The organism is Clostridium tetanomorphum (genome assembly GCF_017873215.1).
GTDB classification, from domain to species: Bacteria; Bacillota; Clostridia; order Clostridiales; family Clostridiaceae; genus Clostridium_AO; species Clostridium_AO tetanomorphum.
This window is the reverse complement of sequence record NZ_JAGGKA010000021.1, coordinates 1-24,011: the sequence shown is the minus strand read 5'-3', so window position 1 is coordinate 24,011 and position 24,011 is coordinate 1. Positions and strand designations below refer to the sequence as shown.

The 24,011-nt window shown below is 28.6% G+C and carries 21 protein-coding genes; 19 read left to right on the top strand and 2 right to left on the bottom strand.

Features of this window, described 5'->3' with window-relative positions; translation table 11 throughout:
- Positions 1-36: 36 nt before the first annotated feature.
- The 11 genes from J2Z24_RS17180 to J2Z24_RS17130 all read left to right on the top strand — a co-directional run bounded on the left by J2Z24_RS17180 (position 37) and on the right by J2Z24_RS17130 (position 12,694).
- Entirely contained in the window at positions 37-921 is an 885-nt protein-coding gene (locus J2Z24_RS17180) for a branched-chain amino acid ABC transporter permease (RefSeq protein ID WP_035150125.1), read from the top strand.
- Between the two features lie 12 nt (positions 922-933).
- Positions 934-1,887: a branched-chain amino acid ABC transporter permease gene (locus J2Z24_RS17175; RefSeq protein WP_035150122.1), complete on the top strand. Its 954-nt coding sequence runs from the start codon at positions 934-936 to the stop codon at positions 1,885-1,887.
- Positions 1,868-2,638, top strand: coding sequence for an ABC transporter ATP-binding protein (locus J2Z24_RS17170; protein ID WP_035150119.1), 771 nt, complete (start codon positions 1,868-1,870; stop codon positions 2,636-2,638). Before J2Z24_RS17175 ends, J2Z24_RS17170 begins: the two co-directional genes overlap by 20 nt.
- The gene (locus tag J2Z24_RS17165) at positions 2,632-3,336 is read left to right on the top strand and encodes an ABC transporter ATP-binding protein (protein WP_035150117.1); all 705 of its coding nucleotides are present in this window, start codon (positions 2,632-2,634) and stop codon (positions 3,334-3,336) included. The genes J2Z24_RS17170 and J2Z24_RS17165 overlap by 7 nt, the downstream gene beginning before the upstream one ends.
- A 129-nt stretch (positions 3,337-3,465) precedes the next feature.
- Complete coding sequence (locus J2Z24_RS17160; protein WP_035150114.1) at positions 3,466-4,119, top strand: TIGR00266 family protein; 654 nt, start codon at positions 3,466-3,468, stop codon at positions 4,117-4,119.
- A gap of 206 nt (positions 4,120-4,325) precedes the next feature.
- Positions 4,326-5,018, top strand: coding sequence for a response regulator transcription factor (locus J2Z24_RS17155; protein ID WP_035150130.1), 693 nt, complete (start codon positions 4,326-4,328; stop codon positions 5,016-5,018).
- Positions 5,019-5,031: 13 nt separating this feature from the next.
- Positions 5,032-6,576 (top strand): HAMP domain-containing sensor histidine kinase, encoded by a 1,545-nt coding sequence (locus J2Z24_RS17150; RefSeq protein WP_085059131.1) that lies wholly within the window; start codon positions 5,032-5,034, stop codon positions 6,574-6,576.
- 44 nt (positions 6,577-6,620) lie between these two features.
- On the top strand, positions 6,621-7,931 hold the full coding sequence (locus J2Z24_RS17145; protein WP_035150112.1) for a TolB-like translocation protein: 1,311 nt from the start codon (positions 6,621-6,623) through the stop codon (positions 7,929-7,931).
- A gap of 120 nt (positions 7,932-8,051) precedes the next feature.
- Positions 8,052-9,710 carry a M20/M25/M40 family metallo-hydrolase gene (locus tag J2Z24_RS17140; protein ID WP_035150110.1) on the top strand — a complete coding sequence of 553 codons (1,659 nt, stop codon included), beginning with the start codon at positions 8,052-8,054 and terminating at the stop codon, positions 9,708-9,710.
- A 422-nt stretch (positions 9,711-10,132) separates the two neighbouring features.
- Positions 10,133-11,446, top strand: a complete 1,314-nt coding sequence (locus tag J2Z24_RS17135; RefSeq protein WP_035150107.1) for a sodium-dependent transporter — start codon at positions 10,133-10,135, stop codon at positions 11,444-11,446.
- 258 nt (positions 11,447-11,704) lie between these two features.
- On the top strand, positions 11,705-12,694 hold the full coding sequence (locus J2Z24_RS17130; protein WP_035151723.1) for a YeiH family protein: 990 nt from the start codon (positions 11,705-11,707) through the stop codon (positions 12,692-12,694).
- Between the two features lie 180 nt (positions 12,695-12,874).
- Here J2Z24_RS17130 and J2Z24_RS17125 read toward each other — a convergent pair whose 3' ends face one another.
- A complete protein-coding gene (locus tag J2Z24_RS17125; RefSeq protein ID WP_241392972.1) occupies positions 12,875-13,648 on the bottom strand; it encodes a potassium channel family protein in 774 nt (257 codons plus the stop codon).
- 240 nt (positions 13,649-13,888) lie between these two features.
- Between J2Z24_RS17125 and J2Z24_RS17120 the strand changes: the two genes are divergently transcribed.
- The 6 genes from J2Z24_RS17120 to J2Z24_RS17095 all read left to right on the top strand — a co-directional run bounded on the left by J2Z24_RS17120 (position 13,889) and on the right by J2Z24_RS17095 (position 20,539).
- Positions 13,889-14,752, top strand: coding sequence for a response regulator (locus J2Z24_RS17120; RefSeq protein ID WP_035151720.1), 864 nt, complete (start codon positions 13,889-13,891; stop codon positions 14,750-14,752).
- Entirely contained in the window at positions 14,743-15,207 is a 465-nt protein-coding gene (locus J2Z24_RS17115) for a chemotaxis protein CheX (RefSeq protein ID WP_035151717.1), read from the top strand. Before J2Z24_RS17120 ends, J2Z24_RS17115 begins: the two co-directional genes overlap by 10 nt.
- A 150-nt stretch (positions 15,208-15,357) precedes the next feature.
- Positions 15,358-16,743, top strand: coding sequence for a dihydropyrimidinase (gene hydA, locus J2Z24_RS17110; RefSeq protein ID WP_035151714.1), 1,386 nt, complete (start codon positions 15,358-15,360; stop codon positions 16,741-16,743).
- Between the two features lie 119 nt (positions 16,744-16,862).
- Positions 16,863-18,173 (top strand): M20/M25/M40 family metallo-hydrolase, encoded by a 1,311-nt coding sequence (locus tag J2Z24_RS17105; protein ID WP_242990837.1) that lies wholly within the window; start codon positions 16,863-16,865, stop codon positions 18,171-18,173.
- Positions 18,174-18,180: 7 nt separating this feature from the next.
- The gene (locus tag J2Z24_RS17100; RefSeq protein ID WP_035151711.1) at positions 18,181-18,639 is read left to right on the top strand and encodes a DUF1097 domain-containing protein; all 459 of its coding nucleotides are present in this window, start codon (positions 18,181-18,183) and stop codon (positions 18,637-18,639) included.
- Positions 18,640-18,820: 181 nt separating this feature from the next.
- Positions 18,821-20,539, top strand: a complete 1,719-nt coding sequence (locus J2Z24_RS17095) for a methyl-accepting chemotaxis protein (protein WP_035151708.1) — start codon at positions 18,821-18,823, stop codon at positions 20,537-20,539.
- A 95-nt stretch (positions 20,540-20,634) separates the two neighbouring features.
- On the opposite strand, the gene J2Z24_RS17090 is transcribed toward J2Z24_RS17095, so the two are convergent.
- Positions 20,635-21,957: an NCS2 family permease gene (locus tag J2Z24_RS17090; protein ID WP_035151705.1), complete on the bottom strand. Its 1,323-nt coding sequence runs from the start codon at positions 21,955-21,957 to the stop codon at positions 20,635-20,637.
- 346 nt (positions 21,958-22,303) lie between these two features.
- Between J2Z24_RS17090 and J2Z24_RS17085 the strand changes: the two genes are divergently transcribed.
- Both J2Z24_RS17085 and J2Z24_RS17080 read left to right on the top strand, forming a co-directional pair.
- A complete protein-coding gene (locus J2Z24_RS17085; protein WP_051593428.1) occupies positions 22,304-23,473 on the top strand; it encodes an AI-2E family transporter in 1,170 nt (389 codons plus the stop codon).
- Positions 23,474-23,668: 195 nt separating this feature from the next.
- Positions 23,669-23,887 (top strand): (2Fe-2S)-binding protein, encoded by a 219-nt coding sequence (locus J2Z24_RS17080; protein ID WP_035151702.1) that lies wholly within the window; start codon positions 23,669-23,671, stop codon positions 23,885-23,887.
- The last annotated feature ends 124 nt before the right edge of the window (positions 23,888-24,011 follow it).

Below are 24,011 nucleotides of genomic sequence, written 5' to 3'. Positions count from 1 at the left end.
AATAATATTAAACGTAATAAAAAAGGATGTGATTAGATGGAGAAATTTTTACAGCAGTTGTTTAATGGCGTTTCATTAGGAAGTATTTATGCACTTATAGCACTTGGATATACTATGGTTTATGGAATTATTAATTTAATAAATTTTGCTCATGGTGATATATATATGTTAGGTGCCTTTATAGGGTTTGCTATGACTGCATTATTTCATATGAGTTTTATACCAGCACTTATTATTTCTATGATGGCTTGTTCTGTGATAGGTGTAATTATAGAAAAAGTAGCTTATAAACCTATAAGAAATTCTACTAGAATAGCAGCTCTTATAACAGCTATAAGTGTTTCATTATTTTTGGAATATGGAACTATGTATTTTGTTTCAGCAGAAACAAGAACTTTTCCAGAAGTATTAAAAGGTAAGCAAATTAGTTTGTTTTCAGGAAAAGTATTTATAAATACAAAGGATATTTATATTATTGTAATAACTGTGTTACTGATGCTTTTACTTCAATATATAATATATAAAACTAAAGTTGGAAAAGCAATGAGAGCAGTATCTATAGATAGAGAGGCAGCTCAGCTTATGGGAATTAATGTAGATAATACTATATCATATACCTTTGCCATAGGTTCAGCTCTTGCAGGGGCAGCAGGAGTTTTGGTTGGAGTGTACTATAATTCAATTGATCCTCTTATGGGAGTTTTACCTGGATTGAAAGCCTTTGTAGCAGCAGTTATAGGGGGAATTGGAATAATACCTGGTGCTATGTTTGGAGGAGTATTTTTAGGACTTACAGAAACTATGGTTAGCTCTTATGGAAACTCACTATACAAGGATGCAGTTGCTTTTGCAATACTAATTATAATACTTATAATCAAGCCTAATGGACTATTGGGTAAAAATGTAAAGGAAAAGGTATAAGGAGGAGATAGTTTGAAGTGGTTAAATAAAAAAAATATTGCATGTTTTATAGCTATAATTGCAGTTTATGTACTATCTCAATGGTTAATAAGCGGGGGCTATATTGATTCATATATATTACTTAATATAGTTTTGATTGGAATAAATATTATTTTGGCGGTAAGTTTAAATTTAATAACAGGATTTACAGGACAATTTTCATTAGGTCATGCTGCTTTCATGGCGGTGGGAGCTTATGTATCAGCAATTATGACTTCAAAATTAAATTATCCTTTTGCAGTTGCAGTGTTACTTGCAGCTATAGCAGCAGCATTTGTTGGTTTAATAATTGGCATACCTACATTAAGATTAAAGGGAGATTATCTTGCAATAGCTACTTTAGGTTTTGGAGAAATAATAAGAATACTGCTTTTAAATATTGAATATGTTGGTGGAGCTAGTGGATTTAATGATATTCCTCAATACACCACTTGGACATGGATATATTTTGGAGTAATTGGTACTGTAATTTTAATTAAAAACTTTATAAATTCTTATGCAGGAAGAGCTTGTATTGCTATAAGAGAAGATGAAATAGCAGCAGAAGCTATGGGGATAAATACTACATTATATAAGGTGCTTTCTTTTGTTATAGGAGCATTCTTTGCAGGTATTGCAGGAGCCTTATATGCTAATTATTTCTATTTTATAAAACCTAGTAATTTTGGATTTATGAGATCTATAGATATTTTGGTAATAGTTGTTTTTGGAGGCATGGGAAGCATTGCAGGTTCTATAGTGGGTGCTATAGCTCTTTCAATAATATCCTTATTCCTTCAAAATATACCTGAACTAAGAATGGTAATATATGCAGTAATACTTTTCCTAATTATGGTATATAGACCAGAGGGGCTTTTAGGAAAAGCTGAGGGTAAAAGAAATTTATTTAAGAGAGGAGGAAGAATAAATGGCAGTATTAACAATTGACAATCTATCAAAGAGTTTTGGAGGTATAAAAGCTGTATCTAATATCAATATGACGGTTGAAAAGGGGGACATTGTAGGACTTATAGGACCTAATGGAGCGGGAAAAACTACCTTTTTTAATCTATTAACTGGTATATACACACCTACAACTGGAAAAATTTCTTTTCAGGATTTACATTTAAATAATCTTACGCCTTATAAGATTACTGATTATGGTATTGCAAGAACTTTTCAGAATATAAGATTGTTTAAAAATATGACAGTTATAGAGAATGTTACTTTAGGATTTCATAAAGATATTAAATATGGATTGATTTCAGGATTTTTAAAATTACCTTCTTTTTATAGAGAAGAAAAAAGAATATATGATGAAGCTTTAGAATTATTAAAAAAGTTTGATTTAGAGAATAAAAAGGATGAACTAGCTAAAAATCTACCTTATGGAGAACAAAGACGTCTTGAAATAGTAAGAGCATTGGCTTCAAAACCTAGACTTCTTCTTTTAGATGAACCTGCAGCTGGAATGAATCCAAATGAAACAAAAGAACTTACAGAACTTATAAGATGGATCAAAGATAATTTCGATATTACTATTATTTTAATTGAGCATGATATGTCCCTAGTTATGAATATATGTGATAAATTATTTGTTCTAGATTATGGAACATTAATTGCAGATGGAGAACCAGAAGAAGTAAAGAATAATGAAAGAGTTATTGAAGCTTATCTTGGGAGGAGTGCAGCATGTTAGAGCTAAACAAAATTAATGTATTTTACGGGGGAATTCATGCACTTAAAGATTTATCAATTAAAGTAAATGAAGGTGAAATCGTTACTTTAGTAGGTTCTAATGGGGCTGGAAAAACCTCTATGCTTAAAACAATTTCCGGTATAGTTAAACCAAAGTCTGGAATTATAAATTATTTAGGAAAAGATATTACAAACTGTTCAGCATCTGAAATAGTAAAAATGGAAATAGCTCATGTTCCAGAGGGAAGAAGAGTATTTGGGAATATGTCTGTAATGGAAAATCTTGAAATGGGGGCTTTTATAAGAAAAGATAAATCCGAAATTAAGGAAGATTATGAAAAGATATTTGAAAGGTTTAAAAGACTAAAAGAAAGAAGAAATCAAATGGCAGGAACTTTAAGTGGAGGAGAGCAGCAAATGCTTGCTATGGGGAGAGCATTAATGCTAAGACCTAAGTTGATTTTACTTGATGAACCTTCTATGGGTCTTGCGCCTATAATGGTAGATGAGATATTTTCTATTATAAAAGAAATAAATGAAGGGGGAACTACAGTATTATTGGTAGAGCAAAATGCTAATATGGCACTATCCATAGCCCATAGAGCCTATGTAATCCAAACTGGAAGTATAGCACTTGAAGGTAAGGCTTGTGACTTATTAAAGGATGAATCAGTAAAAAACACATATCTTGGGGGATAATAAAAAACATTTCTAAGGAGTAGTATTTAAGCTATATTTAAGTAACATTTAAGAGGCATTTAATTAAATATTATTTAAATATGTAGTAAAATTATTTTACAATTAAATGAACTTAGAGGTGTAATAAAAATGATTAAAAAATATGAACTATTATATGACAATACAAATAGAGTACTAAAAATAAACACAGAACTGGGGGATGAATGTATAGTTGAAGCTGGTGCAATGGTTTCAATGACTCCTAATTTTAAAATTAGTTCTCAAACTAATGGTATGAAAAAAGCCTTAGGAAGACTTTTTTCAGGAGATTCATTCTTTATACAAAAATATAAAGCAGAAGGTAATGGTGAGTTATTAATAGCGCCAGCTTTTTTAGGGGATATAGAGGCTGTTGAAATGGATGGAAGTCAAAGATATAGATTGGGAAAATCAAGCTTTTTAGCAGCTATGGGAAAAGTTGAAATGGATATAAAATCTGGTGGTTCTAAGGGATTTTTATCAGGAGAAGGACTTATACAAAAAGAAGCCTTTGGAATTGGCACATTATTTATAAGTGCTTATGGTGCAATACATGAAATAAACCTAAATGAAGGCCAACAATATATAGTTGATTCAGATCATTTAGTGCTTTGGGATAGTAACATACACTATACTGTGGAGTTAGCCAATGGTTTTATAGGTTCTATTACAGGTGGAGAAGGTCTTGTATGTAAATTTACTGGACCAGGTAAGATTTTAATTCAAACAAGGAATCCTCAAAATATGATGCAAAAAAGTAAGTAAATAAATTAACCTCCGACATATCGGAGGATTTTTTTTATTTTTTGTTATATTTGTATTATGTAAATATAACAATGTACTTTTGTTTACAATTTGGCAATAGTTTTCTGTATAATATTTTTATGAATATATGTAACAAAGTAATGTTAGTTATGAAATAAAATTTAGGATTTAAGTAGCAAGAGTTAAAAGTGAAGAAAGGTGATATTATGAATAAAACCATACTTATTATAGAAGATGAAGAAGATATAAGAGATATTTTAATTCATTATATTAAAAAAGAAGGGTTCAATATTTTAGAAGCTGAGGATGGTAAAAAAGGAATAGAAATTGTAAAAAAAGAGTTTGTGGATTTAATTCTTTTAGATTTAATGCTTCCTAGTATGAGTGGATATGATGTGTGCAGGGAGATAAGTAGTATATATAAAATTCCTATAATAATGCTTACAGCAAGAAATGATATTGTGGACAAAGTTTTAGGATTAGAACTTGGGGCAGATGACTATATTACTAAACCTTTTGATATAAGAGAAGTTATAGCTAGAATAAAAGTATGCTTAAGAAGAATTGAAAGTTTAAATGAAATGGAATATGAAACTTCACAGGATATTATAAATTTAAAAAACAATATAAAAATATATGTGGAGAGTAGGGAGGTTTTTAAAGAAGAAACTATAGTAAAGTTAAAGCCAAAGGAGTTTGACCTTCTTTTAATATTGGCACAAAATAAAAAAATAGTATTATCCAGAGAAAAGTTGCTCCAAAAAGTGTGGGGATATGATTTTGAAGGAGATAGCAGAACTGTAGATGTACACATACAAAGACTAAGAAAGAAATTAGATAATAAAAGTGGGCTTTCAATAATAGAAACAGTTTTTGGAGTAGGATATAAAATGTTGTAAGGAGATAGATTGTATGAAGTTTTCTTTAAGATATAAATTTGTAGTGGGGCTTATTATTATATTTTGTATAGGGTTTAATGTGATGAGCTTTTTTATGAATAAAATAATTGTAAATAATAATAAGGAAATAATAAAGAAAGAATTCTCAACTTCCATAAAAGATTTAAGTCTTTATTTAAGACAGTTTATGACCATGAATAATATTAAAAATAATGAAAAAGACTTTGAAGAGCGTATAAATGAGATTTCTGAGGCATTATCTTTAAAGATAGATGACAGAGTGATGTTTTATAAAAATAATGGACAACTACTTTTAGATACTACTTATGCAGATGGAGATGTTTTAGCATTTAATAATGAATATAAAAATATTAAGGACAGCAAAGAAGATTTAAAAGAAGCATTAAAAAGGAAAAATGCTTTTTCCATATTGAATTATGATAACATTTATATAGTAGCTTTTTCTTTTCCAGTTAATGTAGATGGAAAGGACATATGTATTATGAGATATTCTAAAGATTATTCATATTTATTTGAACTAAGTAGAAACCTTTTAAAAATGATAAAGAGAGTAATACTTATAATCTTTATTTTGACTTGTATTTTTACTATATTATTATGTACTAAAATTACAATTCCAATAATTAAATTGAGTAAATTTAGTAAAGAAATGTCTAAAGGGAATTTTAATTTAGAATTTAATATAAAATCTTCAGATGAGATTGGTGATTTAGGAGAAGATTTTAAATCTATGAAGGAACAGATAAAAAATCAAATAGAAACTATTAAAGAGGATAGAGATAACCTGAGAGTAATAGAAAGCCATAGAAAGGCTTTTTTTGATAATGTAACACATGAAATGAAAACACCGTTAACTATAATATCTGGTTATGCTCAGATGATACTTGATGATGGCAGCAAAGATGAAAAGGTGTTAAATAAGGCAGCTACAAGAATAAAAAGGGAAAGTAATAGAATGCACAAAATGGTTTTGGACTTACTTACTATGTCAAAGTTAGAGTCTTATGTAGAAATTGATAAATTAGAAAAATTAGATATGAAGGAAATAGTTCATTTAGTTTGTGAAGATATGTTAATAAAGGCAAATAAGTATAAAATTTATATAGAAGAATCATTAGAAAAAGATATATTTATATATGGAAATAAAGAAGATATAAGAAGAATGATAATAAATATTATAGATAATTCAATAAAATATGGATATGTAAAATCTACTATAAGAGTAAAGTTATATAGTAAAAATGGATTTTGTATTTTAAGAGTAAAAGATAAAGGAAAAGGGATACCAGAAGGTAAAATAGATAAAATATATGAACCTTTTTATAGAATTGATAAAAAAGGTGAAAGGGAAAAAGAAAGTAATGGATTAGGACTTCACATAGTTAAATCTATTTTAAAAAAGCACAATGGAGAAATAAAAATAGAAAGTAAAGAGGATATGGGAACTAGCGTTTGTATGAAGATTCCCCTTATGGTTATTAGTGATAAATGTTTACATATTGGCAATAATTGCTTAAATTTCGGCAATAATCATTGATTAATATGGGTATATAATAAAAAATATTAGAGGAGGAATTCTAAATGAATACAAAACGGAAAGGATTAATATTAAAAGTTTCAATACCTGCTTTAATAATAGGTAGTTGCGTAGGAGTAGAATATTTTTTTACAACTAAAGCTCAAGGAATTTCAGAAAAACCTATAATTATGGTTCAAGACAGCTTAAATATTCCTAATAATAATCCATTACAAATTATTAATAAACAAGAATATAAAAATATACCGGGATTATATGAGGTTTATGGATTTTCAGAAAACGATGAAGTTATATTATCAATTGGAATGACTAAAGATGAACTTAAGAAAAAATATAAAGATTTTAAATTAGATAAGATGCCTAATGAGAAAATTGATAATTTTTATAAAGACCAATATGGAAATTTATATAAGCTAAATTTAAACACTATGGAAAAAACTATCTTAAAAGATAATAATGAATATATAAATAACAATACTGTTAAGGCTGAAATTTCACCTAGAGGGAAGAATATTGCCTATTTATTAAATGGCAAAAGTAAAATTTATAATTTGAAAACTGATGAGATAAAAAGTTGTGGAATAAGTCATAATGATAATTGGACAGATGGAGTATGGTCTAAGGATGGAAATTTCATAATTAATTTTGCGGGAAGTGGGCTTGAAATATATAATATTAAGGCAAATAAGGGAGAAATTATAAATATAAATAAAGAAGGATTCTATATAAGTATAATACCAGGATTTTTTAGCGAAGATGGAAAGGAAATTTATTTTATAGGGGAAGAAAAGGGAAATAAAGGTGATGAAAGAAGACAAGGTATATATAAGATAAATGTAGTTAGCAAAAAAATTGACTCAATTATGTTGCTTCCTTATGTAGATAGAACAAAAAAAGATTTTATTGAAAATTGCATACCATCAGCACAGTATGAAATATTAAATAATGGTAAAAGTATATTATTACAGGCTATTGTTAATGGGGAAGATGGTACTTATATGTATGATGTAGAAAATAAAAAATTTAATAGAGTAATATTCCATATGAAAAGTAAAGAAGGCGGATTTTCTTCGCCATGTTATGTGTCTCCAGATAGAACAAAGGTTGTATATGTAAACAGAGCTAAGGAAAATGGTAAGGAATGCTGGAATCTATATGCTGCACGAATTAATGAAAATAATTTTACTAATAGAATCTGCTTAGCTAAAGATATAGATTTAGGTGGACGTGTACCTAATTGGGTTCATTGGAGTCACGATGGCAAAAAGATAATGTTTTATAAAGCAGATACTAAATTTGAAGATAGAGTGGCTTATTCGAATATAAATATTATAAATGTAATTACCATTAAATAAGATTATTTTTATGATTAAGATTTCCTCTAGTTAAAATAAATAATATAGACATATTGTAATTTAAATAATACAATGTATAAGAATAATTAAAAAGTCACTAATTGCATAGGAGGAAATCTAATGAATATTAAGGATAAAATAATGGATACACTATTACAATTAGTAGCGGTTCCAGGAATAGCGGGAAAGAAAGAAGAAAGTGTAACAGCAGAAAAAATTATAAATATATTAGAGGATATACCTTATTTTAGCCAGTATCCCGAAAATTTAAATTTGATAAAAATTAGTGAAGATCCACTAAATAGAAGTTTTGTAAGTGCTTTATTTTGCAGTTCAAAACCATCAAAAAACACAATTATTCTTACAGGACATTTAGATGTAGTGGATGTAGAGGATTTTGGGCATTTAAAGGAATTAGCTTTTGAACCGTTGAAACTTCAGAGCAGAATAAAGGAATTGCCTTTAAATAAAGAGACTTTAGAGGATTTAGAATCAGGGGAGTATCTTTTTGGAAGAGGTACTGCAGATATGAAGTTTGGACTAGCTCTTCATATAGAACTTTTAAGGGAGCTATCTTTAAGGGATGATTTTGAAGGGAACATATTATTTTTAGCAGTACCAGGGGAAGAAAGTAATTCAGAAGGTATGCTAGCTGCAGTTCCCTATCTTTTAGATTTAAAGCAAAGATTTGGATATGAATATGTAGGATTATTTGTATCAGAGTGTTGCATACCAAAAGAAATAGGAGACAGTACAAAACGTATATATTTGGGTACTTCTGGTAAAGTAATGCCTCTGTTTTTATTTGTAGGAAAGGAAACTCATGTTTATGAGTCCTATACAGGATTAAATCCAAATTTATTAGCAGGAGAACTTAATAGATTGTTGGAGTTAAATTCAGATTTTTGTGATAGGGATAGAGGAAATATAACACCAGCTCCAATTTGTTTAAAACATATGGATTTAAAAGAACTTTATTCTGTACAAACTCCCCTTATGGCAGCTTCTTATTATAATATATTAACATTAAATCTATCTATAGATGAATTAATGTATAAACTTAAGAATTTAGCGGTAGAGGCATTTAAAAATGCTTTAGATATATATGAAGATAGAGTAAATAAATTTGCTACAATATCTAATAGAAATTTAGTAAGTGAAAAGATTCAACCTACAGTACTTACTTATGAAGAAATTTATAATAGAGTTAAAAAAATGAAAGGGGAGTCTTTTGATAAGCTTATTAATGAAAAGATAAATCAGTGGATACACGAAGGAAAAGACCTTCAAAATATAGCAATAAATATAATGAAAGAAACCTATTTAAATTACCCAGATAAATCACCAGCTATAATAATAGGATTTGCACCACCATATTATCCTGACAAACATTTAAAGGAAGATAAATTGTTAGATAAGATTTTATTAAATGTAGTTGATGATGTAATAAAATATGCAAAGGAGAATTTTGAAACTCACATTGAAAAAGATCATTATTACATGGCACTTTGTGATTTGAGTTATACTGGTGTTGAAGATAAAGAGGGATTAAATATCATTGCTTCAAATATTTTAGGTATAAATAAAAGTTACAAATTACCTGTTAAGGAATTAGAGGAGTTGGATATACCTTCTGTGGCTTTTGGAGGATTTGGGAAGGACTTTCATAAATTATCTGAAAGATTGAATATACCTTATTCTTTTGAAATAGTACCAAAACTTTATGAAAAAGCTATATATAAATTATTTCATATAGCAGACAGGTTTACAAAAAAATAAATCTATGATATTATTACTAACGAAACTAAAAAATGTAGTATGGTAGATAGGGCAATGAAGGAATTTAGTAGTGACTTTTGTGTTTTATAAAGAGAGCAGAGCATAAGGTGAGAGTTTTGTGTTGCAAAAGTTTGCCAATTACAATCTGGAGCATTAATGTAGAAACATTACGGAGGTCACCCGATAAGTGACAATGAGGCACAGCTTGTGTAAATTAAGGTGGTACCACGGGTTTTCTCGTCCTTATAAGGATTTGAGAGAACCCTTTTTAATTTATATGGAATTATGTAATTCCTAGATTATAGATAACTTTTAAAAATTACCAATAAATCGATTTAGTTGACATAAGATAGTGGATAGCTAAGGGTAAAAATTATTTATTGACAGATGTCAACTAAAAAAGTATATAGGAGGAAGGTAGTATGGTAGAAAGAGAAAGCTTTTCAAGCAAAGTAGGTTTTGTTTTATCTTGTTTAGGATCAGCTATAGGACTTGGGAATATGTGGATGTTTCCTTGGAAATTAGGTCAATATGGAGGAGGAGCATTTTTAGTTCCTTATTTCATTTGTGTATTTTTATTAGGTGTGCCAGGTCTTATAGGAGAATTTGCTTTTGGAAGGTCAAGAAAAAGTGGTTCATTACAAGGAATTAAGCATGTATTTAAAGGTAAGAATGAGAAGTTAGGTAGTTTTTTAAGCGTGATACCTACTTTTGCTGTAGGGGGTACTCTAATATTTTATGGAGTAGTGGTAGGATGGATATTTAGATATTTTTATGCAGCTTTGAAAGGCTCCTTTTATAATATGAGTATTGCAAATTATTTCAACGATTTTGCTGGAACTAGTAAAACTATACCTTGGCATCTTTTGGCTATAGTTATTACCATTGTAATTATAATTTTAGGGGTTACAAATGGGATTGAAATAATGAATAAGATAATGATGCCTACATTATTTATTATATTCATAATACTTACTATAAGAAGTGTTACATTGCCTGGAGCTATAGATGGAGTTAGATATTTACTTGTACCTAAATGGGAATATCTATTTAAACCAATAACTTGGGTAATGGCTTTAGGACAAGCGTTTTTTACAGTATCTTTAAATGGAGCTGGTATGGTAGTATATGGGAGTTATTTAAAGGATGATGTAGATATACCAAAAGCGGCGTTGCAAGTAGCTATTTTTGATACTTTATCAGCGTTATTAGCAGCCTTTATGATAATACCTGCTGTATTTGCTTTTGGATTAGATCCATCAGTAGGACCATCTTTATTATTTATAACTATGCCACATATATTTAAAGTAATGCCTTTTGGATATTTGTTTGGTGTATTATTTTTCTTAAGTACAATTTTTGCAGCTATATCTTCTATAATTAATATGTTAGAAGCTACAGTAGAAGCTTCTATGAATTATTTTAAGATAAGCAGATTTAAAGGAGCATTAATTATTTCTATAATTGCATTTACAGTTGCAATACCATTAGATTTAAGTATGATTAGATTTGGAACTTTTGCTGATTTTGTAACTATATATCTTGCTCCAATAGGTTCAATAATTGCATCTATAACGTTTTTTTGGATATATGGAATAGATAGAGCTATGGAAGATATTAATTTGGGAGCAGAAAAACCATTAAAAAAATGGTTCATTCCTTTAGCTAAATATGCATTTGTAGTTTCTGGAGTATTAGTTTTAATATTTGGAGTTGTATATAATGGAATAGGATAGTGCTTTTAGTTGGTATAGGATAAGTGACAGTTAAGTATATCTTTGTTATGTTAATACTACAAAAAACTTTAAATGAAATTTTAAAATAAAAAATAATAAAGAATAAATATAAAGAAAATTTTCTTTATATTTATTCTTTATTATTTTTTATTTATTTATCATAAGTATTTACTTATGGTAAATATAAAATAATAATATTTTAATTTTATATAATTTTAAATTATAATAAGGAAGTAAAAAGCATTTAGGAGGAATCGTATGAATAAGTTAAAAGAAATATATTTAGGAGTTATTCTTAGTTTTATAATTGCTATAGTTGCTACCATACTTGGAGGAAAATTCCCTATTATAGGAGGAGCTGTTTTTGGAATTATAATTGGAATCATAATTAATAATACTTTAGGTAAACCAGAAAGTTGTAAAAAGGGAGTGGCTTTTGTTTCAAAAAAGGTTCTCCAATGGTCAATAATTTTATTAGGAGCAGGGCTTAGTTTTACTCAAGTAAAGAACACAGGATTAGAATCATTATCCGTAACATTAGTAACTATAACTGTAGCTTTTGTATCAGCATTTTTAATTGGAAAGCTTTTAAAAATCCCTAGTAATTTAAAATCTCTCATAGGGGTTGGAACTGCTATATGTGGAGGATCAGCTATTGCCGCTGTATCTCCTATAATTGAAGCTGATGAAATGGAAATTGCATACTCTATATCAACAATATTTTTCTTTAATATAATTGCAGTTTTAATATTTCCGCCATTAGGGCATTTTTTAAGTTTGACAGATAAAGGATTTGGATTATGGGCAGGTACAGCTATAAACGATACTTCTTCTGTAGTGGCAGCGGGATATGTTTTTAGTAATGCAGCTGGAGAGTTTGCCACTATTGTAAAATTAACAAGAGCTACTTTAATAATTCCGATATCTTTAATATTTGCAATGGTTGTAGCTTATAAAAAGAAAAAGGAGTCCAATTTTAATATAAAGAAAATATTTCCTTGGTTCATATTATGGTTTTTAGTAGCTTCTATTTTAAATACTTTAGGAGTGTTTCCAAAAGATTTAATCCCATATATAACAAAGTTAGGAAAGTTTATGATAGTTATGGCTTTATCAGCAGTGGGACTTAGCGCTAATTTTAAGGATATGGTTAAATCAGGGTTGAAACCAATTTTTCTAGGGCTTATAGTTTGGTTTAATGTAGCTATATCTAGTTTAATAGTTCAGCATCTTATGGGACAACTGTAAAATATTGTGAAGCAGCTTTTTAGAGTACAAATATAGAGAACAGAGTACAGATAAGGAGAATTTTTCTCCATTGACACTACAAAAAATTTTAAGTTAAAGTTTTTCTGTAGTAATAACGGAAGAAAAGCTTTCTTATCTGTACTCTAAAAAAGTGATTTGTACTTTTTTATAATAAGTGTATTAACTATTTTTAAGAGCATTCAATACTTTACATATATCATCAATATCTGATTTTGTTAAAGAATCAAAATTATCTAATTTATTTTGTATCATTTTTATAGTTTCACATCTATAATCACAATTCTTATTTTTACCTTTATTTATAAAAAATGTAGCAATAGTTCCGGTAAGCATACTTAAAAATCCTATACCAGTAAGCATCAAGAATACTGCAATGAGTCTTCCGAAAGGTGTCTTGGGAGAAATATCACCATAGCCTACAGTAGTAATTGTAACAAAAGACCACCAAAGGGAATTGCCTAAGGTCATATTTTCACAAAGATGTATTCCTAAGGCCCCTAAGATTAATATACTAAGTGTAATCCATAATACATAATTGAAACTATTTGTTTTTATGAAATTATCTATACTTTTTCTAAATTTACTATAAATGGCTAGTACCCTAATAATTTTTACAAATCTTAATAAACGAGTTAGTTTAACTACTTGGAAAATGGGGTCAAAAGGTATAATTGCTATTAAATCAATTAAGTTTCTTCTAAAGAAAGCTTTTTTATCCTTTGATAATATAAGTCTTACTAAATAGTCTGTAGCAAATATAAAAAGAATAATATTATTTATTAAGTTTAAAACTTCAACTTCTTTAGGAACCATTATAGATATAATTAAAATTAAAAGAGAAATTAAGGCTAATATAGCTATTGTAATTTCATATAATATAAAATATTTTTTATTATTTTTTAAGTTGTACATTTTGTTATATATAAATTCCATAGTTAAGATCCTCCAATGTATGCTATAAAACTATGTTATATTGTCCTTATGTTACCATTCAAATATATTTTAAATATATTATAAAGTCAATTAAATTTTAATAGTATTAATTATTAAATAACAGTAGACGAATAAAATATAAATAAAGTATAATAAAGTATAATAAAATATATAATATGTAGAAAAAGGGGAAAAATGTACAAATTGCAAAAGGAAATAAGGAAGTGGAGGGTGAATTAAATGAAAAAACTAAGAATTGTTATAGTAGATGATTCTCCGTTTTCAATAAGTATCTTAAAAGATATATTAGAAGAAAATGGACATGAAGTAGTTGGATCCGCTGGAACACTACAAGAAACTATTGAGGTGGTAAGAGATAGTAAGCCAGATTTAGTAACTATGGATATGACAATTCCAGGAACAGATGGATTAGAATGTACTAGAGCTATTCATTTAATAGATAATAACATAAAAGTTGTAGTTGTAAGTTCTATGATGGATGAGGAAATTGTAAAGAAAGCTAAAAAAAATAATGTTGCTGGATATGTACAAAAACCTGTAGAACCAGAAGAACTTATTACTACAATAGAAGGAATAATGTTTGATAAAGAATTGTTTGATAATTTAGAAAAGATATATTTTACTGTTTTTGAAGAAGCTTTTTCAAATAATCTTAATAGATTGACAAAAACTATTCCTTCATTTGAAAATAAAACTAAATCTGATAAAATAGAAGTTTCAAATGGTGTATCAGTAGTTATAGGAATTATAGGAAAATATTCTGGTAGAATGATAATGGATTTATCTTATGAATCTGCTAAGAGTATGGCTAAGGTTGTTTTGAAAAGGGAATGTAAGGATATGGATGAGTGTTTAGCCATGGTAGGAGAATTAGCTAATATTATAGCAGGAAATGCTTGCTCTATGATTAATCGTAAGAATAAAGTATTTGGATTACGTGTAGCACCTCCTACAATATTTCATGGAAATTCCTTAAAAATATCTAGAACTTCTTTAGAAACTACTTCTGTTATGGCCAAGACTGTTTTTGGAGATATACATTTAAATGTTGGTTTTAAAAGAGGTGAAGAAGAATGGATGTAAAATTAATTAATCCATTTATAGAAGCGTTTTATAATGTAATGCCTCAAATTGGGTTTTTTAAAATTGAAAAAGGTGAGGTTTATTTAAAAGAAAAACATTTATCAGGGACAGGAGTTCTTATTAATTTAGGACTTGTTGGAGATTTTAAAGGAAATATAATCTATGGAATAGATTTAGAAAGTGCTAAAAAAATTGCTTCTACAATGATGATGGGGATGCCGGTAAGTGAATTAGATGATATGGCCCAAAGTGCAATATCTGAGCTTACTAATATGCTAACAGCTAATGCTAGCATAAACTTTTCTAATATGGGAAAAAATATAAATATATCAACTCCTACTTTAATTTATGGTGATAAAATTGAAATTAAAGTCAATACAGATAAAGTTTTATGCATAAAGATATTAGTTGATGATATTCCTATAGAGATTAATGTAGCTATTCACATAACTTAAGCATACTAGGTAATTGCCTAGTATGTTTTTTATTTTCATCAATAATATTTGGAATAAAATATTGAATAACCCCATAAAAATTATATATACCAAAGATTATTTACATCAGTTAAAGAGTAAATAATTTTATTATAATTAGGAGGAACTGGTATGGGGGAATTTGATATTATAATTAAAAATGGAACTATTGTTACGGCTTCAGATACTTTTAAAGGTGATATTGCAATTAATGAAGGTAAAATTGTAGAAATTGGATTAAATATAAAAAATAATGCAGATAAAATAATTAATGCAGAAGGAAAATATATATTTCCAGGAGGAATAGATCCACATACGCACATGGACATGCCTTTTGGAGGAACTTTTTCTAGTGACAATTTTACAACAGGAACTAAAGCTGCTGCTTGTGGGGGAACTACCACTATAGTAGATTTTGCTGTTCAACCCAAAGGAAAGAGTTTGAAAGAAACAGCTAAAATTTGGAGGGAAAAATCTGATAATAAAGCTTGTATAGATTATGGAATTCACTTAGTAATTACAGACATGAATGAAAACATTATCAATGAAATACCTGAAGTGATAGAACAAGGTTATTCAAGTTTTAAATTATTTATGACTTATGAAGGAATGAGGGTAGAAGATGATATTTTGATGAGAACACTTATAAAGGTAAATGAGAATGGTGGATTAACCTGTGTACATGCGGAAAATTATTATGTTATAAACTATTTAACTAAGAAGTTACTAAGTGAAGGTAAAATTGAACCCAAATACCATGCAATATCTCGTCCGGATTTATGTGAAGGAGAAGCGGCAGGCAGAGCAATTAAATTAGCCCAAATATGTAACGCTCCCCTTTATATAGTTCATAATAGTTGTGAAGCATCTACATCTGAAATAGCTAAGGCAAGGAATGAAGGACATCCAATTATGGGAGAAACTTGTCCTCAGTATTTATTGCTATCTTATAAAAACTACGAAGAACCGGATTTTAATGGAGCAAAATATGTTATGTCACCACCACTTAGAAATAAGAAAAATTGGGCTTATTTATGGAAAGCATTAGAGAAGGGTACATTGCAAGTTGTATCTACGGATCATTGTCCATTTTTTATGGAACAAAAGAAGATGGGAATAGATGATTTTACTAAGATTCCTAATGGAGCACCTGGAGTAGAGTTAAGAATGCCACTTATGTATACTTATGGAGTTGAAGAAGGTAGGTTTAATTTACAAAAATTTGTTCAAATAACTTCAACTAATGCAGCTAAAGTTTTTGGAATGTATCCTGAAAAAGGAACTATAGTAGTTGGCAGTGATGCAGATTTGGTTGTATTTGATCCTAAAAAAGAGATTACAGTTACTCAATCAGTTCTCCATGAAAATGTAGATTATACGCCTTATGAGGGATTTAAATTAAAAGGATACCCAGCAATTACTTTATCTAGAGGAGAAGTTATAGCGGAGAATGGAAAATTTGTTGGTAAGGAAGGAAGAGGAAAATTTCTAAAGAGAAAAGCACCTGAACTTATTTAGTGTATCTAAGAATTATCATCAATAATGTTTATGCTTTTATATTAGAGTGTATGTGATAATTTAGTAAGCATAGATATTTGTAATTTAGATTTTTAGTAAAATTAAGGGAGATGTGATTAGTGAAAGATGTTTATAAAGAATTAAATAGAATGGCTAAAGAGTTTAAGGAGGATACCATAGATTTTGCTCAAAGATTAATAAGAGTTCCAGCCCTTTCTGGACAAGAGAAGGAAGTTGCAGATATTTATTTAAGTGAAATGAGAAAATTAGGATATGATGAAGTTTTTAGAGATGATTGGGGAAATGTAATAGGAATAATAAATGGTACAGAACCTGGCCCTACAATAATGTATAATGCTCATCTAGATCATGTTGATACAGGAGATTATAGTGAGTGGCAAGGATATGATCCCTATGGTGCTGAAATTGATGAAAACGAAATGCATAATCAAGATGCAACAGCTTTAGAACCTACTAAAGTTATACATGGACGTGCAGCAGCAGATGTAAAAGGTGGAGGGGCTTGTCAAATATATTCTGGTGCTATGTTATTAAAACTTAGAGAAATGGGGTATCCAATAAAAGGTAAATATATATTTACAGGAGTTGTACTTGAAGAGCCAGCGGAACAGTTAGGAATGATTAAACTAATAGATGACACTTTTGCTAAAAGAGGCATAAAATATGATGGAGTTGTGTCTTGTGAAGCTACTTCATTAAAACTTTATTTAGGGCATAGGGGTCGTGTAGAATTAAAGGTAATAATTTCTGGAGTAACATCCCATGGCAGTGCCCCATGGCTAGGAATAAATGCAGTGAATAAGGCTACGAAGTTTATAGATAAAGTAGAAGAAGTTGTGGGAAAAAATATTAAAATTGATGAGGACTTAGGTAAATCTAGTATAGCTCTTACAATAATAAATTGTACTCCTGGAGCTATGTGTATAGTTCCTGATAGATGTTATATAACTTATGATAGAAGATTTGTACCAGGTGAAACAGCAGAGGATTGTATAGCACAAATTCAAAGTATAATAGACGAGATGTCCAAAGAGGACAAAGATTTTAGAGCTACAGTGGAAGTGGCAGAAGTTCCTAGAACTACTTATACTGGAATTACAGCATCAGTTCCTAATATTAAAGAAGCTTGGAAAATGTCAAAGGATAGTGACTATGTAAAAGCAGCAGCTTCAGGGCTAGAAGAAATAGGACAGCCAGTTAAATATGGCTATTGGGATTTTGGCACAGATTTATCCAAAGTATGTGGAACAGATAAAAAGCCAGCTATTGGATATTCACCAATGCAGGAATACTATTGTCATAGACCTATTGATAAAGTTAGAATAGATTATATGGAAAAGGCATTGGCTGGCAATGTATCAATATATTTAAAGCTTGTTCAGCTTTCTAAAGAAGCTTTCATAGTATAGGTGAAATATGAGTTCATTAATTGCACTTTCAATAACTACAGCAATTTTTTGTGGAGTATGGGCATATTTAAGTGGCATAATTGGATTAATTTCTTGGGCTGGTTTTGCTGGATGTACAAGTTTTTTTGCAGCAGGCGAGAAAAAAGAAGGTTTTAAAGTATCAATAATTGCCAATATAAGTGGAGTATTTTGGGCAATAGTCATAATTAAAGTATCTAATTTATTAAGTTTTCCTATTGCTGGAGCTATAGTGACTACAATAGTTACTTTTGCAATGTGTGTTCAGGCAAAATTTAAATTGTTTGCTCATATTCCAGGGACTTTTATAGGAAGCTTTTCTACTTTTGCTACTAATGGAAATTGGAAAGCAATATTACCAACGCTTATTATAGGTGCTATTTTAGGATATATTTGCGAAACTAGTGGAACTTGGCTTTATAATTTAATAAATAAAAATAATAATTAATCTTAAACGATCAAGTTTAAAAGCTTGGTCGTTTTTTATTTTTTGACAATATGTTTTCTAAAAACAAAGAATAATAGGTTAATTAGTGTATTTTAGGAGAATATTGTATGAAAAGTAGTAAACTATCTATAAAGGGAGCCGAATTATATAGTAGCTACTTAATTTAGGAGGTCGTAATTGTATGAAATTTTTTAACAATTTAAAGGTTAAAATAAAAATACTTTTGGCATTTTTTATATTAACTATTTTAATCTTAACTAGTTCTATTTTTTCAGCTATACAAATAAATAGTATGAAATATAGATTTGCATCTATTACTAATGAGGAAATGAAAAAAATTCAGTATTGCTATGAAATGAGAGGATATATAAATGATGCATATACAGCATTCAGAAATATTCTTGTTAGCAATAGTTTAGAATATATATCTGATCAGGAAGAAATATTAAATAAAACACTATCAGAATATAATAAAATTAGTGAAGAACTTAATAAGTTACTTATAACGGATAAAGGAAAAGAGGATTATATAAACGTTGGCAAATATGGGAAAAGTTCAGTTAAAGTTATAAAAGATTTATCAAGTAAAGCAAAAAGTACTAACATTAGTGTAAAGGAACAAGAGGATATAACAAAGTTACTTAATGCTACACAAGAACAATGGTTAGATAGTATACAAAAAATTTTAAATACTATAAATGAACATGCAGAATTAGAAGAGCAGAATACAAATAATTTAGCAAGTAATACAGTTAAAATTTTATATTTTATATTAGCAGTTAGTGTAATATTATCAATTTTAATAACTATAGTTATTACTAATACCATAACTGTGCCATTATTAAAAATTAAAGATTTTGCTAAAAGGCTTGAAGGATACGATTTTTCTACACCAATTACTATTACAAGAAAGGATGAGTTTGGGCAAACTGGAGTATCTCTTAATGAAGCACAGAAAAATGTTGCAGAATTAGTAAAAGCTATTTCACAGAATTCCACAGACTTAAGTGCATCTAGCGAGGAATTATCAGCAACAGTAGAGGAAATGACTTCAAAGTTTGAAGATATAAATAATGCAACAAACAATATAGCAAAAGGAGCTGAAGAAGCAAGTGCATCTTCAGAGGAAATTTCGGCATCTATAGAAGAAGTTGATTCTAGTATAAATGAACTTTCTAATAAATCCGTAGAGGGAAGTAATCAGTCAGCTAAAATAAGTGAAAGAGCTATTGGAGTTAAAAATAAAGCTTTAGAATCAGATATAGAAACACAAAATTTATATAAAGAAAAAGAAGAAAATATACTACAAGCCATTGAACAAGGAAAAATAGTTGAAGAAATTAAAGTAATGGCAGATGCTATAGCTAGTATAGCAGAACAAACTAATCTTTTAGCGCTTAATGCAGCTATAGAAGCTGCAAGGGCAGGAGAACATGGAAAAGGATTTGCAGTAGTAGCGGAAGAAGTTAGAAAGCTTGCAGAACAATCAGCACAAACTGTACTAACTATTCAAGGTACAATTGGTAAAGTACAGCTAGCATTTGAAAACTTGTCAATGAACTCAGAAGGAATACTTAAATTTATAACCGAAAAAGTAATAAAAGATTATAAACTTCTTGTAGATACAGGAGAACAATATAATAAGGATGCAGGCTTCTTAAATACGATGTCAGAGGATATAGCGGCAATGACAGAAGAAATTACTGCAACAATGAATCAGGTTAGCGAAGCAGTACAGAATATGGCTATTCACACACAGAAGACATCGGAAAATTCCAATGAAATATTAGAAAGTGTAAATCAGGCTACAATTGGAATGGAACAAATGGCCACAACTGCTCAAAGTCAAGCAGAGTTAGCACAAAAATTAAATGAGATGATACAAAAATTTGATATATAAAAGTATGTTAAACTTAAACAGGTTTAATATTTTCACTTAAGAAAAGCAGGTAGATTTTTACCTGCTTTATAGTGAATTAAATTTTAATGGTATTATTATATAAAAAATTTTAAAACAAACAATAATGCTAGTATGTAAGTTGATATATGTACTTCTTTGTTTTTCTTAGTTAAAGCTTTTAAAAGTACATAAGAAATGATACCAAATATTAATCCGTCAGAAATACTATAAGATAGAGGCATCATTATTATAGTAAGGAAAGCTGGAATGGCCTCTGTAAAATCTGTAAAGTTTATTTCTTTTATAGGAGACATCATAAATAAACCTACTAATATTAATGATGGAGCAGTTGCTGCTGATGGTATCATTAAAAATAATGGTGATAAAAATAATGCTATAATAAACATCACTGCAGTGGATACCGCTGTAAGTCCAGTTTTACCACCGGCTGCTACTCCAGAAGCACTTTCTAAGAATGTGCATACAGTACTTGTACCAAAACAAGAACCTAATGTAGTTCCTATGGCGTCTGAAAGTAATGCTTGTTTTGCCCTTGGAACATTTCCGTTTTCATCCAGCATACCTGCTTTAGTAGAAACACCTACTAGAGCTCCAACAGTATCAAACATATCCATAAACAATAGAGTAAATAATGCTATAGCCATATCCTTAGTAAATATATGATTCCATTCAAATTTTAGAAATACAGGACTTATACTTGGTGGTAAACTTGCTAAGGAAGATGGTAGCTTAGTAATTCCCATGGGGATTCCAATTAAAGTAGTAATAATTATTCCTATAAGTAAGGCTCCTTTTATATTTCTAGCAAGTAAAACGCCAGTTATTATTATACCAATAATTGCAAGTAATGGAATAGAGCTAGTTATATCTCCTAAAGCTAGTATAGTTCCTGATTTAGGATGAAGTACTATTTTAGCATTTTCAAGGCCAATAAAGGCTATAAATATACCTATACCTACAGAAATAGCTTTTTTAATATTATCTGGAATGGAGCCAATTATAGCCTCACGAACATTAAAAGCTGTAAGTAAAATAAATATAATTCCTTCTAAAAATGCTGTAGTTAATGCAAATTGCCATGTATATCCCATACCAATAACAATGGTATAAGCAAAAAATGCATTAAGCCCCATACCTGGCGCTTGAGCAAAAGGAAGTTTTGCATATATTCCCATTAAGAGAGTTGAAACTATTGCAGCTAGTGCAGTAGCTGTAAAAACAGCACCGAAATTCATTCCAGTTTCGGATAATATATTAGGATTAACTACTAATATATATGACATAGTCATAAAAGTAGTAATTCCTGCTAGAATTTCAGTTCTTGTTGATGTATTGTTTTCCTGTAATTTAAAATATGATTCTAAAAAGTTTCTTTTTAAATTAACTGATGATTTCATAATAATCTCCTTTGTTTCTTATTTTGTAATTAATAAATGTCCTTTATATTACAAATATATATAGAAATTGTTGGTGTTTTTGGCACTTGTACATATTAGCAAATACGAACGTTAAAGTCAATATAAACAGCGAATGTTTTCGACAGAATTATAGTTATTTTTTGTATTTATACTTGATTTTTCTAGTTTAAACAAGAAGAAAGTCTTAATATCTGGATAATAATAATATTATTAAAAATTTACAATGTATTAAAAAATTTTATATGGATATAAGTTATAATAAGCTATATACTAGTAAATACAGTATATATTAACTAGTTATTTTATGTGGGGGAGTTGAAAGAATTTGCAGTTTTATAAAAACAAAAAGATAAGATATTTTGATTTAGTTATTGCCATAGTAATAGCATTTATATCAATAAAGGTGATAGATAATTATAAAGTACTATTTGCAGCTTTAGGTAAGTTAATGTCTATTATATCGCCTTTTATATTTGCACTTATAATAGCTTATATTTTGAATCCTATAATGAGCTTTTTTGAAAGGAAGTTTAAACTTAGGAGAGGATTAAGCATTTTAATTACATATATTTTAATAATAGTAGCAATTACACTTTTTATTGTAGATTTATTACCAAAAATAACTTCAAATATTTTAGATATGGTAAAAAATATTCCTCAGTTTACAGTTATTGCCCAAGAGTGGTTCAATAATTTATTAGATAATGAAGGTATAAAAAATGTATTAAACTCTACAGGAAATTTAAATATTAGACCAGATTTTGTAGTAAGTAAATTAAGTAATATAATATCAACTATTTTAGATACAATATTATCAAAGACTTTATCTATTACTAATTCTTTTATAAAGTGGGTCTTTGGATTTATAATATCAATATATGTACTTGCAGATAAAGAAAAATTTATTGAAACTACTAAAAAATTTATATATATAATAATGAAGGAGAAAAAAGCTGATAAATTTTTAAATTTTTTTAGAAATATTGATTATATGATAGGTTTATATATTGGAACAAAAGCTATTGATTCTTCAATAATAGCAACAATAGCTTTCGTAGGTTTAAGTATTATAAAGTCACCATATACTCTTTTAATAGCCATAATAGTCGGGATAACTAATATGATACCTTATTTTGGACCTTTTGTAGGAATGACCATAGGATTTTTTATAAATTTATTTTTTAGTCCTATAAAAGCTTTTATAGTATTAATTTTTTTATTCCTATTACAGCAGTTTGATGGTTGGTATTTAGATCCTAAACTAATAGGTGGCAAGGTTGGTCTCCCTCCATTTTTAATAATATTTGCGGTAACTTTAGGGGGAGGATTATATGGACCTATAGGGATGATTCTAGCAGTACCTACTATGGCTGTTATAAAAATATATATAGATAAAATTTTAGCTAAATATGGTAAAAAGTCAAATAGAAATAATGATAATAAAGAAGAAAAAGTTAATATTCAATCAGATGAAGAATGTAGTGTAATTAAATAATATATATTAGAATTAAAATGGGGCTGCCGAATTAAGAAATTTACATACAATATATTGCTTTGTAAATTAATAGCAAACACAATATGTTGTGAGATTTATTCTTAGTGCGGCAGTTTTATATAATATTTGTTATTTGATAACAATTATTATACAAGGTATAATATAATCAATAAAATATTTGATTAGAGGTGTATTATGGAACAAAATTTAAATAATGATATATTAGATAAATTAACAAAGGTATGTATATGTAAAGCAATATCAAGGTCGAAAATAAAACATGCTATTAAAGGTGGAGCGAGAACCTTAGAGGAAGTAAATAATATTACTGGAGCAGGTAGTGGAGGATGTGGAGGAAAAGGATGTAGATGTAAGATTGAAGATATTTTAAAACAGCTTACTACTAAAGAATAAAAAATTATAAGAATCCCTTGCAATTTTGGGAGGCCACTGAAAAACTAAGAATATTGAATCGTCATCACGAAAGTGATGGCGGTTTTACTTTTTTGAATCAATAAATTATATTTCTTTAAGGTTA

Coding starts and splice junctions, on each gene's coding strand:
- J2Z24_RS17180 (WP_035150125.1), top strand. CDS start 37: ATGGAGAAATTTTTACAGCAGTTGTTTAATGGCGTTTCATTAGGAAGT.
- J2Z24_RS17170 (WP_035150119.1), top strand. CDS start 1,868: ATGGCAGTATTAACAATTGACAATCTATCAAAGAGTTTTGGAGGTATA.
- J2Z24_RS17165 (WP_035150117.1), top strand. CDS start 2,632: ATGTTAGAGCTAAACAAAATTAATGTATTTTACGGGGGAATTCATGCA.
- J2Z24_RS17160 (WP_035150114.1), top strand. CDS start 3,466: ATGATTAAAAAATATGAACTATTATATGACAATACAAATAGAGTACTA.
- J2Z24_RS17155 (WP_035150130.1), top strand. CDS start 4,326: ATGAATAAAACCATACTTATTATAGAAGATGAAGAAGATATAAGAGAT.
- J2Z24_RS17150 (WP_085059131.1), top strand. CDS start 5,032: ATGAAGTTTTCTTTAAGATATAAATTTGTAGTGGGGCTTATTATTATA.
- J2Z24_RS17145 (WP_035150112.1), top strand. CDS start 6,621: ATGAATACAAAACGGAAAGGATTAATATTAAAAGTTTCAATACCTGCT.
- J2Z24_RS17140 (WP_035150110.1), top strand. CDS start 8,052: ATGAATATTAAGGATAAAATAATGGATACACTATTACAATTAGTAGCG.
- J2Z24_RS17135 (WP_035150107.1), top strand. CDS start 10,133: ATGGTAGAAAGAGAAAGCTTTTCAAGCAAAGTAGGTTTTGTTTTATCT.
- J2Z24_RS17130 (WP_035151723.1), top strand. CDS start 11,705: ATGAATAAGTTAAAAGAAATATATTTAGGAGTTATTCTTAGTTTTATA.
- J2Z24_RS17125 (WP_241392972.1), bottom strand. CDS start 13,648: ATGGAATTTATATATAACAAAATGTACAACTTAAAAAATAATAAAAAA.
- J2Z24_RS17120 (WP_035151720.1), top strand. CDS start 13,889: ATGAAAAAACTAAGAATTGTTATAGTAGATGATTCTCCGTTTTCAATA.
- J2Z24_RS17115 (WP_035151717.1), top strand. CDS start 14,743: ATGGATGTAAAATTAATTAATCCATTTATAGAAGCGTTTTATAATGTA.
- hydA (WP_035151714.1), top strand. CDS start 15,358: ATGGGGGAATTTGATATTATAATTAAAAATGGAACTATTGTTACGGCT.
- J2Z24_RS17100 (WP_035151711.1), top strand. CDS start 18,181: ATGAGTTCATTAATTGCACTTTCAATAACTACAGCAATTTTTTGTGGA.
- J2Z24_RS17095 (WP_035151708.1), top strand. CDS start 18,821: ATGAAATTTTTTAACAATTTAAAGGTTAAAATAAAAATACTTTTGGCA.
- J2Z24_RS17090 (WP_035151705.1), bottom strand. CDS start 21,957: ATGAAATCATCAGTTAATTTAAAAAGAAACTTTTTAGAATCATATTTT.
- J2Z24_RS17080 (WP_035151702.1), top strand. CDS start 23,669: ATGGAACAAAATTTAAATAATGATATATTAGATAAATTAACAAAGGTA.